At 71.3% G+C, this 12,172-nt stretch carries 1 protein-coding gene; it reads left to right on the top strand.

Translation table 11 applies throughout. The annotated features are described in order from the left end of the window. Position 1: 1 nt before the first annotated feature. The gene (locus BLT28_RS11470) at positions 2-12,169 is read left to right on the top strand and encodes a non-ribosomal peptide synthetase (protein WP_197684015.1); all 12,168 of its coding nucleotides are present in this window, start codon (positions 2-4) and stop codon (positions 12,167-12,169) included. Positions 12,170-12,172: the final 3 nt, after the last annotated feature.

Genomic DNA, 12,172 nt, shown 5'->3' with positions numbered 1-12,172 from the left:
AGTGGACAACTCGCTGGAAGCCCGCATCGCAGCCGTTCCGGAGCACCTGCGCGACGCCCTCCGCAAGCGCCTCGCCGGGGAGTCGGCCCCTGCGGAGGCCGACACGATCCCCCGGGTGTCGCGCGAGGGGCCGCTTCCGTTGTCCTTCGCGCAGCAGCGGCTGTGGTTCCTCAACGAGCTCGAACCCGGTACCACGGAGTACAACAGCGCGCTGGCGATGCGCCTGTACGGGGAACTCGACCTGCCCGCGCTCACCGGGTCGCTCCAGCGCCTCGTCGACCGGCACGAGGCGCTGCGCACCACCTTCGACTCCGTCGACGGGGCCGCCGTGCAGATCGTGCACCCGCCGTACCGGCTCGACGTGTCCGTTGTAGACAGTGACGAGGCCGGGCTGCGCCAGGTGCTCGACGACTTCAACCAGCCCTTCGACCTCCGAGTCGGGCCGCTGTTCCGCGCGATGGTGGTCCGCCTCGGCGCCGAGGACCACCTGCTCGTGATCGGTGCGCACCACATCGTCGTGGACGGCTGGTCCTTCGACGTCCTCTGCGACGAGCTGAGCAAGAGCTACCGCGCCGCGGTCGAGGGCGCCACAGTGGACTTGCCGGACGTGCGCGCGCAGTACCCGGACTACGCGGTGTGGCAGCGCGAGAACAACGACGACGCGTCGAAGCTGGACTACTGGAAGAAGCAGCTCGCGGGGATCGCACCGCTGGAGCTGCCGACTGACCGGCCCCGCCCCCCGGTGCGGACGCAGAACGGCGCGCTGCGCCTGTTCGACGTCCCCCGCGACGTGACCGACCAGCTCCGCAAGATCGCCCAGGACACCGGCTCCACGCTGTTCATGGTGCTGCTCGCGGCGTGCAAGGTGTTGTTCTCCCGCTACTCCGGCCAGGAGGACATCTCGCTCGGCACGGTCACCGCCGCGCGCAACCGGCCCGAGCTGAGCGGCACCATCGGCTTCTTCGTCAACACGGTCGTCGTCCGGTCCCAAGTGGACGGTGGGAAGCGGTTCCTGGACTTCCTGCTCGACGTGAAGGCGACCGTGCTCGACGCGCTCGCGCACGACGAGGTGCCCTTCGACCGGCTCGTGGACGCGTTGCAGCCGCAGCGGGACCCGAGCCGCACGCCGTTGTTCCAGGCCATGGTGGTGCTGCGCAGCTTCCAGAAGCAGTCGCTCGACCTCAAGGGGTTGCGGTCGGAGGAGTTCAGCCTGCCGAGGGATTCCTCGACCTTCGACATCAGCCTGGAGTTCCAGGAGCGCAACGGCGCCCTGCTCGGCGTGCTGGAGTACAACACCGACCTGTTCGACGCCGCCACCGTCGAGCGGATGATCACCCACCTCCAGGTGCTGCTGGAGGGGATCGTGCCGCGGCTGGACCGGCCCGTGGGCGAGCTGCCCTGGCTGACCGGCGCCGAGCGCACCCAGGTCACCACCACCTGGAACGACACCGCCGTCGACTACGAGGTGCCGCAGCACATCCACGCCTTGTTCGAGCGGCAGGTGGCGTTGCGCCCGGACGAGCCCGCCGTGCGCTTCGACGGCTCCGAGCTGACCTTCGCCGAACTCGACAAGCGCGCCAACCAGGTCGCGAACGCCCTTGTGGCTCACGGTGTCCGGCCCGGTGTCCTGGTGGGCCTGTGCGTGGAGCGCGGGCTGGACATGGTCGTCGGGCTGCTCGGCGTGCTCAAGGCCGGGGGCGCCTACGTGCCGTTGGACCCGGGCTACCCCGCGGACCGCCTGGAGTTCATGCTCTCCGACTCGGCGGCCCCGGTGCTGCTGACGCAGCGCGCCCTCGTGGCGAAGCTGCCGAAGCACGACGCAAAGGTTCTGTTCCTGGAGGACGGGTTCCACGGCGAGCCGGTCACCGCACCGTCCACCGCGGTCGGCCCGGACGATCTCGCCTACGTCATCTACACCTCCGGTTCCTCCGGCACGCCGAAGGGCGTGATGATCACCCACCGGAACCTGGCGTACATCGCCGACGCGTGGGACCGCAGGTTCGGCCTCACCGGCAAGCGGCTGCGGTTCGTCTCGGTGACCACGCTCGCGGTGGACCTGTTCTTCTCCGACCTGCTGCGCTCCGCGTTCTTCGGCGGCGCGATGATCATCGCGCCGACCGACGTGGTCACCGACCCGCCGCGGCTGCTCGCGCTGGTCGACGAGGTGGGCGGCACCGCGATCGAGCTGGTGCCCACGCTGGCCAACGCGCTGGTGGAGGAGCTGGTGGCCCGCGACGCGCTGCTGCCGCTGATGGGGCTCGTGTCGGTCGGTTCCGAGGGCTGGCGGGCCGAGGACTGCGCGCGGCTGGTCGAGCGCACCACGCCGGGCACCCTCGTGATCAACGCCTACGGCTCCACCGAGGTCACCGTGGACTCGACGGTGTTCGAGCCCAGCCGGGAAACCCTGCCGGACAAGCCGTTCGTGCCGATCGGCCGCCCGCTGGCGAACACCAGGGTCTACGTGCTCGACCCGGCGGGACAGCCGGTCCCGGTCGGCGTCCCCGGCGAGCTGCACATCGGTGGTGACGGGGTCGGCGCGGGCTACTGGCGGCGGCCCGAGCTGACCGCGCAGCGCTTCGGCCCCGACCCGTTCCACGACGGCGGGCGGGTCTACCGCACCGGGGACCGGGTGCGCTTCCTGCCCGACGGCACCCTGGAGTTCCTCGGCCGGGTCGACGACCAGGTCAAGATCAGGGGCTTCCGGATCGAGCCCGGTGAGGTCGAGGCCGCCCTGTCGGCGCACCCGGGACTCAGCGACGCCGCCGTGGTCGCCCGCCCGGACGAGTCGGGCCGCCTCCGCCTCGTCGGCTACGCCGTCCTCGCGCCCGGCTCCACGACGACCGTCGCGCAGCTGCGCGCGCACCTCGAACAGGCGCTGCCGTCCTACATGGTCCCGTCCGCGTTCCTGATCCTGGACGCGCTCCCGTTGACCCCCAACGGAAAAATCGACCGGCGGAACCTTCCCGACCCGGACGGGCCCACCGAGACCGGCGCCGTCTACGTCGCGCCGCGCACCCCGACCGAGGAGAAGCTGGCCGAGATCTGGGCGAAGGTGCTCCGGGTCGAGCGGGTCGGCGTCGACGACGACTTCTTCGCGCTCGGCGGCGACTCCATCCTGAGCATCCAGGTGGTCTCCCGGGCCCGCCGGGTCGGCGTCCGGCTGACCGCCAAGGACATCTTCGTCCACCACACGATCGGCCAGCTCGCCGCGATCGCCGACCGCGGCGCCGCTCCCGTCGCGAAGCGCGTGGCCGCCCCGACGACGGCGCCGCTGACGCCGGTCCAGCACTGGTTCTTCGAAGCGCACACGGCGATGCCCGACCACTACGCCATGTCCACCGCCCTGGACCTGGTAGCGGACTTCGACGAGAAGGCACTGCAGGCCGCGCTGGTCGGGGTCGTCACGCACCACGACGCGCTCCGCACGCGCTTCCGCAAGGTGAACGGCGAGTGGCAGCAGGACATCGCACCCGTCGACCCCGCACGGTTGGTCCTCCGGCACGCCGAGGGGGACGCGCACGCGGCCGCCCTGGCCGCACAGTCCTCGATGGACCTCGCCAGCGGTGACCTGGTGCGCGCGGTGCTGATCGACGGCACCACGTTCTTCCTGGCGATCCACCACCTGGTGGTCGACGGCGTGTCGTGGCGAATCCTGCTCGAAGACCTGGAGACCGCCTACCAGCAGGTCCTTTCGGGGCAGAAGATCGACCTGGGACCGAAGACCACGGCGTTCACCGACTGGGCCGCGCGGCTCAACGCACACGTGCGCGACGGCGGCCTGGACGCGGAGATCCCGCACTGGTCGGCGATCCACGACGGGAAGCCGGCCCTGCCTGTCGACCGCGACGGGCCGAACACCGCGGGGTCGGCCCGGATGCTGACCGTGCGGCTGGACCGCGCGACGACGGACGCGTTGCTGCACCAGGTTCCCGGCGTGTACCGCACGCAGGTCAACGACGTGCTGATCAGCGCGATGAGCTCAGCCCTGGCGAGCTGGACCGGCTCACAGCGCGTGTTGATGGGCATGGAAGGCCACGGGCGCGAGGAGACCGCGATCTGCTTGCAGGATCGCGGCATTGACACGAGCCTCGACGATGTCGACCTGTCCCGGACGGTGGGCTGGTTCACCACGCACTTCCCCGTCGCCCTCACGGTGCCGACGGGGGATTGGGGCGATGTCCTCAAGTCGGTCAAGGAGCAGTTGCGCGCCGTTCCCGGCAAGGGGCTCGGCTACGACGCGCTGCGCTACCTCGTGCCGTCGTCGCCGATGCGACCGGACCCGTTGCCGTGCATCAGCTTCAACTACCACGGGCAGTGGCACGGCACGACGGAGCGGAACGCGCTCTACCGCGACGCGCGCTTCGGCGACCTCGGACAGGACATGGGACCGGACGAGCTGCGGCCGTACCTGATCGACGTCGTCGGCATCGCCAGGGACGGCGAGCTGGAGATCACCTGGCTGTACTCGGAGAACGTGCACGAGGAGGCCACGGTGCGGCGGTTGGCCGACCAGGTCAACGACAACCTGCGGCGGATAGTCGAGCACTGCGCCCTGCCCGGGGCCGGCGGGGCGACGCCGTCGGACTTCCCGCTCGCGCGGCTGGACCAGTCCACTGTGGACAGGATCATGGCGTCCGGGCGGGTCGAGGACATCTACCCGCTCACCCCGATGCAGAGCGGCATGCTGTTCCACAGCCTGGTCGGCGGCACGGAGGAGACCTACTTCGACCAGATGAGCCTGCGGCTGGACGGGGTCACCGACCCCGGTGCGCTGGCGGCGGCGTGGCAGCGGGTGGTCGACCGCACCCCGATCCTGCGCAGCACGGTGGTGTGGCAGGACATCGACAAGCCGGTCCAGGTGGTGCGGAGCGACGTCGAGGTCCCCGTCCAGCACCACGACTGGCGCGGTCTGTCCGATGAGGACCAACGGGCCGAGATCGCCCGCGTGATCGCCGAGGACACCGCCGCCGGTATGGACCTCAGCACGGGGCCGTTGGTGCGCCTGATCATCGGGCGGCTCTCCGACACCAGCGTGCAGATGATCCGCACCTCCCACCACATCCTGCTCGACGGCTGGAGCCTGGCGGAGGTCATGGCCGAGGTCTTCGAGACCTACCGCGCGCTGGCCGCGGGCAGCGAGCCGGACCTGCCGTCGCGGCGCCCGTTCCGCGACTACATCGACTGGATCCAGCAGCAGGACGCCGCGGCGGCGGAGAAGTACTGGAAGCGCGTCGTCGGCGGGATCGACGCGCCGACCGAGCTGCCCTACGACCGGCGGCCCACCACCGCGCACACCAGCAAGACGTCGGGTTCGGTGCGGATCGAGTTCACCGAGGAGCTGACCGAGCGGCTGTACTCGCTGGCGAAGGACCAGCGCCTCACCATGAACACGGTCGTCCAGGGCGCCTGGGCACTGCTGCTCGGCCGGTACGGCGGCGAGCTGCCCGTGTGCTTCGGCACCACGGTGTCCGGCCGCCCCGCGGAACTGCCCGGCGTCGAGACGATGATCGGCTTGTTCATCAACACGCTGCCGGTGCGGGTAGCCGGGGAGGCCGACGACCAGATCCTGCCCTGGCTGCACCGCATCCAGGGCGAGCAGATCGAGGCGCGGCGGGTGGAGTTCGTCGCACTGACCCAGATCCAGGGGTGGAGCGGGGTCGGCGGTGGGGTGAACCTGTTCGACAGCCTGGTGGTCTTCGAGAACTACCCCTTCGACGGCGACACCGCGGACGGAGGCATCGCGGTCCGCGAGGTGGACGCGCTCGACGACACCAACTACCCGCTGACGATCAGCGCGTACCCGTTGCCGCGCTTCACGATCGACCTCTCCTACGACGCGGCGTTGTTCGACCGGTCCACTGTGGACCGGATGGCGCGCCACCTGCGCCAGCTGCTGACCGGGATGGCGGAGAACCCGTTCCGGACGCTGGTCGAGCTGCCGATGATCGACCCCGAGGAGCGGCGCGAGCTGATGCCCCCGCGGACCGCGGTCGCGGCTCGGCACGCCGTCGTGCACGAGCTGGTCGCCGCGCAGGTCGCGGCGTCGCCGGACGCGATCGCGTTGGTGTGCGGCGAGGACGAGCTGAGCTACGGCGAGCTGGACGCGCGGGCGAACGGACTGGCGCACGTGCTGGTCGGGCGCGGGGTGCGGCCGGGCGTGCTCGTGGCGGTCGGGCTCGACCGGGGGATCGACCTCGTGGTCGCGCTGCTCGCGGTGCTCAAGGCCGGTGGCGCCTACGTGCCGCTCGACCTGGACTACCCGGCCGATCGGCTGGAGTACATGCTGTCCGACTCCGGTGCCGCCGTGCTGCTCACCAACCGCGCGCGGCCGGAGTCCTCCCTCGACGTGATCCGGCTGGACGGGGAGTGGCCCACGGCCGCCACCGCACCGTCCACCGCGGTCGGCCCGAGTGACCTGGCCTACGTCATCTACACCTCCGGTTCGACCGGCAACCCCAAGGGGGTCATGGTCGAGCACCGCAACCTCTGCTCGGTCGCGGAGGCGTGGAACGCCCGGTACGGGCTCGTGCAGATGCGCCCGAGGCACCTGTCCGTGGCCAGCGCGTCCTTCGACGTGTTCCACGGTGACCTGCTGCGCGCCCTGTGCTTCGGCGGCACGATGGTCATCTGCCCCAGGGACGTCGCGGCCGACCCGGCGCGGCTGCTCGCCGAGATCGAGCGCACCGGCGCGACCGCGCTGGAGCTGGTGCCGACGATGGCCAAGGCGCTGCTGGCCTTCACCGACCGGTTCCCGCCGCTCAAGATCCTCTCGGTGGGGTCGGAGACGTGGCACACCGAGGACTGCCTCGCGCTGCTGGACCGGCTCGACCCGGACACCTACGTGGTCAACTCCTACGGTGTCACCGAGGCGGCGATCGACTCGTGCCTGTTCGAGCCGTCCCGGGCCGCCCTCGACGGACGGTCGTCGGTGCCGATCGGCCGCCCCCTGGCCAACACCCGGTGCTACGTGCTGGACAGGGCGGGCGACGTCGTTCCGCTCGGGGTCGCCGGTGAGCTGCACATCGGTGGAGCCGGTGTGGCCCGCGGCTACCTCAACCAGCCGGAGCTGACCGCGGAGCGGTTCGTGGACGACCCGTTCGTCCCGGGTGAGCGGTTGTACCGCACCGGTGACCGCGTCCGCCTGCTCATCTCCGGTGACCTGGAGTACGTGGGCCGGATGGACGACCAGGTCAAGGTCCGCGGCTTCCGCGTGGAGCCCGGTGAGGTCGAGGCCGTCCTCGTCGGGCACCCCGCGGTTCGTGAGGTCGCGGCCGTGGCCCGGTCCAACCGGTTGATCGCGTACGTGGTCGCCGGCAACGCGGACGCGGCGACGCTGCGCTCGTTCGCCGCGGAGAGCCTGCCCGCGCACCTGGTGCCCTCGGCGTTCGTGCCGATGGACGCGCTGCCGCTGACCCCGAACGGCAAGATCGACCGTCGGGCGCTGCCCGCCCCGGACGGCTACCTCGACTCCGGAACCACGTACGTGGCGCCGAGCAGCCGCGCGGAGAGCGTGCTGGCCGACATCTGGGCCGAGGTGCTCGGCGTCCCGCGAGTGGGTGTGCGCGACAACTTCTTCGACCTCGGCGGCGACTCGATCCTGAGCATCCAGGTGATCTCCAGGATCCGGTCCGCCCTCGCCGTCGACATCTCGCCCCGGGCACTGTTCACCACGCCGACCGTGGAAGGGCTCGCGGCCGCGCTCGAAGACACCCCGGGCACTGCCGAGCAGCGCATCCCGCGAGTGGAGCACGGCCAGGACATCCCGCTTTCCTTCGCCCAGCAACGGTTGTGGTTCCTCGACGAGTTCGCGCCCGGCGGCGCCGAGTACAACACCTGCGCCGCGCTGCGGCTGACCGGTGAGCTCGACGTCCGCGTGCTCCAGGACGCGCTGACCAGCCTCGTGGCCCGGCACGAGTCGCTGCGCACGACGTTCGACTCCGTCGACGGGCGCGGGGTCCAGCGGATCCACCCGCCCGCACCGGTGCCGCTGCCCGTGGTCGACGTCGACCCGCGGGAGCTCGACCGGGCGTTGGCGGAGGAGGTCGGCACGCCGTTCGACCTGCGGACCGGACCGCTGCTGCGGGCGCGCCTGCTGCGGTTGTCCGAAGACCCGCTTGCGGGGTCGAGCATCGGCGCAGAGACCGAGCACGTGCTGGTGCTGTCCCTGCACCACATCATCACAGACGGCTGGTCGATGGGTGTGCTCGTCGACGAGCTGGGCGTGCTCTACGCCGCGGGGTCGTTGCCCGATCTCGACCTGCGCTACTCCGACTACGCGGTGTGGCAGCGCGAACAGCAGTCCGGGCCGGAGTTCGCCGGGAAACTGGACTACTGGCGGGAGAAGCTGGACGGGCTCACCCCGCTCGAGCTGCCGACCGACCGTCCCCGCCCACCCGTGAAGACCGCCAACGGCGCCGTGCACCGCTTCGACCTTCCCCCAGAGGTCCTCGCCGGGCTCAACGCCGTCGGCCGGTCGTGCGGCGCGACGCTGTTCATGACCCTGGTCGCCGCGACGAAGCTGTTGCTGGCCAGGTACAGCGGACAGCGCGACATCGCGGTCGGCACGGTCACCTCCGGCCGTGACCGGGTGGAGCTGGAGCGGTTGATCGGCTTCTTCGTCAACACCCTGGTGCTGCGGTCCACAGTGGACATGTCGGCGCGGTTCACCGACTTCCTCGGCGAGGTCCGCGAGTGCGCGCTCGGGGCGTTCGGCAACGCCGACGTGCCGTTCGAGCGGCTGGTGGAGATCCTGCAGCCGGAGCGCGACCCGAGCCGGACCCCGCTGGTGCAGGCCCTGGTGGTGCTGCAGAACACGCCCTCGGGCGCGGTGGACCTGGACGGTCTCCGGATCGAGGAGCTGGCGCTGCCCGCCACCATGGCGATCTTCGACGTGTCCTTCGAGTTCACCGAACGCGACGGCGGGCTGATCGGGCTGATCGAGTACAACACCGACCTGTTCGACGCGGCCACGGTCGAGCGGATGGCGGGCCACCTCACGGTGCTGCTGGAGGCCGTCATCGCCTCGCCCGGAACGGAGCTGGCGAAGCTGCCGATGCTGACCGAGCCGGAGCGGCGCCAGCTCACCGAGGGCTGGAACGACACGGCCGTGGAGACCGGGCCGCTGCGCTGCGTGCACGAGCTGGTGGAGGCCCAGGCGAGGAACAACCCCCAGGCGGTCGCGGTCACCTGCGAGGGCTCGCGGCTGACCTACCGCGAGCTGGACGGGCGCGCGAACCAGTTGGCGCACCACCTGGTCGCGCTCGGCGTGCGGCCGGGGACCCTGGTCGCGGTCAGCATGGAACGCGGGCTGGACCTGGTCGTCGCGTTGCTCGCGGTGCTCAAGGCGGGCGGTGCCTACGTGCCGCTGGACCCCGACTACCCGGCGGAGCGGCTGGCGTTCATGCTCGCCGACACGGCCGCGCCGGTGCTGCTGACGCAGTCCGGGCTCGCCCCGGGCCTGGAGACCGGCTCCGCCGCGGTGGTGCGGGTCGACGCGGACGCGCACAAGATCGCCAAGCGGCCGAGCAAGGCGCCGGAGACCGGTGTGACCCCGGACGACCTGGCCTACGTGATCTACACCTCCGGCTCCACCGGCACCCCGAAGGGCGTCCAGGTCGAGCACCGCAGCGTGGCCAACCTCCTCGCGACCACCCGCGCGGGATTCGGCTTCGGCCCGGACGACGTGTGGTCGGTGTTCCACTCCTACGCCTTCGACTTCTCCGTCTGGGAGATCTGGGGCGGGCTCGGCTTCGGCGGCCGGATCGTCGTCGTGCCCAGGTCCGTGGCCCGCGCGCCGGAGCTGATGTGGGCCCTGCTCGCCGAGGAAGGGGTCACGGTCCTCAACCAGACCCCGTCGAGCTTCGGCGGCCTCGTGCGCACCGCGCAGGAGGCCGGGCGCCCCGCGCCGGAGGAGCTGCGACTGGTGATCTTCGGCGGTGAGGCGCTGGAGCCGGTGCACGTGCGCCAGTGGTTCGAGGGCTATCCGGAGGCGCGCACGCGCCTGGTCAACATGTACGGCATCACCGAGACCACCGTGCACGTCACCCGGCACGACCTGGACTGGGCGGAGATCTCCCGCACCGGCCGCGTCGGCATCGGCGGCCCGCTGCCCAACTACCGGGCCTACCTGCTCGACGAGGACGGCAACCAGGTGCCGGTCGGCGTCGCCGGGGAGCTGTTCATCGGCGGTGCGGGCGTTGCGCGCGGCTACCTCAACCGCCCCGATCTGACCGCCGAGCGCTTCGTCGAAGATCCTTTCTTCGCGGGGCGACGGATGTACCGCACGGGCGACGTGGCGAAGTACCTCGCCGACGGCACCCTGGTCTACCTCGGCCGCACCGACGACCAGGTCAAGATCCGCGGCTTCCGCATCGAACTGGGCGAGATCGAGGCCGCGCTGTGCACCCACCCCGGCGTCACCACCGCGGTCGTCGTGGCCCGCGAGGACACCCCCGGTGTGAAGCGCCTGGTGGCCTACGTGGTCGGTGCGGCGGACGACCTGCGTGAGCACCTGCGGCGGTTGCTGCCGGAGCACATGGTCCCCGCCGCGTTCGTCGAGCTCGACGCGCTGCCGTTGAGCCCGAGCGGCAAGATCAACCGCCGCGCCCTGCCCGCCCCGGACCACGCGCCCTGCGACGAGTTCGTGGCACCGGAACCGGGCGTGGAGGCCGAGCTGGCCGCGATCTGGTCCGCCGTGCTCGGCGTGGAACGCGTCGGTGCCACGGACAACTTCTTCGACCTCGGCGGTGACTCGATCCTGAGCATCCAGGTGGTCTCCGCCGCGCGGAAGGCCGGACACCACCTGGCCACGAAGGACATGTTCACCCATCAGACCGTCCGCGAGCTCGCCGGGATCGCCACCACGGCCACGGCGGCCGCGGACACCGGCCCGGTGACGGGTTCGGCGCCGTTGACGCCGATCCAGAGCTGGTTCTTCGCCGAGCACCCGGTGCGGCCGGACCACTTCGGGATGTCGATGTACCTGGAGCTGGCCGGGGACGCGCGAGCGGACCTCGTCCGCAAGGCCCTGGAATCCCTGGTGGCCAAGCACGATGCGCTCCGGAGCCGTTTCGAGCGCGTCGACGGCGCGTGGCGGCAGCACCTCAAGCCGGTCGACGGCACCTCCCTGTCCTTCCGCGTCGCCGACGTGGCCGACGCGGAGGCGGAAGCCCTTGCGGCGCAAAGCGGGCACAACCTCGCGGACGGGCCGTTGGTGTGCGCGGTGTTCCTCACCGGAGGCGAGTCGCCCAGGCTGTTCCTGAGCATCCACCACACCGTCGTCGACGGGGTGTCCTGGCGGATCCTGGTGGAGGACTTCGCGATCGCCTACCAGGGCGGTGACCTCGGCTCGCGCACGACGTCCTATGTGGACTGGTCGACCAGCCTGCGGGACTACGTCGCCGCCGGCAAGATCGACGCCGAGGTGGAGCACTGGACCGGGGCGGCCGCCGCCGTCACCCCGCTTCCGGTTGACCGGAAAGGCTTGAACACCAACGGTTCCAGGAGGAACCTCAGCGCCAGGTTGACCGTGGCCGAGACCGAGCTGCTGCTGCGGAAGGTGCCCGGCCGCTACCGCACCCAGATCAACGACGTGCTGCTCGGCGCGGTGGCGCTGGGGCTGTCCGAGTGGACCGGCTCCGACACCGTCGTCGTCGACGTGGAAGGGCACGGCCGCGAGGACATCCTCGACGGCGTGGACCTCTCGCGCACGGTCGGCTGGTTCACCACGATCTACCCGGTCGCGCTGACCGTGCCCGCCGGTGGCGGTGACGACTGGCGTGCGCTGGCCAAGGCCGTCAGGGCCCGGCTGCGGGCCGTTCCCGGGCGCGGCATCGGCTACGGCGCGCTGAAGTACCTCGGCGCGCACCCCGCACTCGCCGAGGCCCCCAACGCCCAGGTGTCCTTCAACTACCTGGGCCAGTGGGACACGGTGATCGACGGGGCCGGCGGCACCGGGGTGGTGCGCCGCCAGCTCGACGGCCTCGGCCGCGACCAGGCCGACGACCAGACCGCGACGCACGTGCTCGACGTCGTCGGCGGTGTGCACGGCGGCGAGCTCGAGATCACCTGGCAGTACTCGGAGAACCTGCACGACGAGGCCACCGTGCGGCGGATCGCCGACCGGACGGTGGACGCCCTGCGCCAGCTCGTCCGCGGCGTCGCCGGGTAGCCC

Origin of the sequence: Allokutzneria albata (genome assembly GCF_900103775.1) — a bacterium.
Taxonomy (GTDB): Bacteria; Actinomycetota; Actinomycetes; order Mycobacteriales; family Pseudonocardiaceae; genus Allokutzneria; species Allokutzneria albata.
This window is presented reverse-complemented; position numbering and strand designations above follow the sequence as displayed.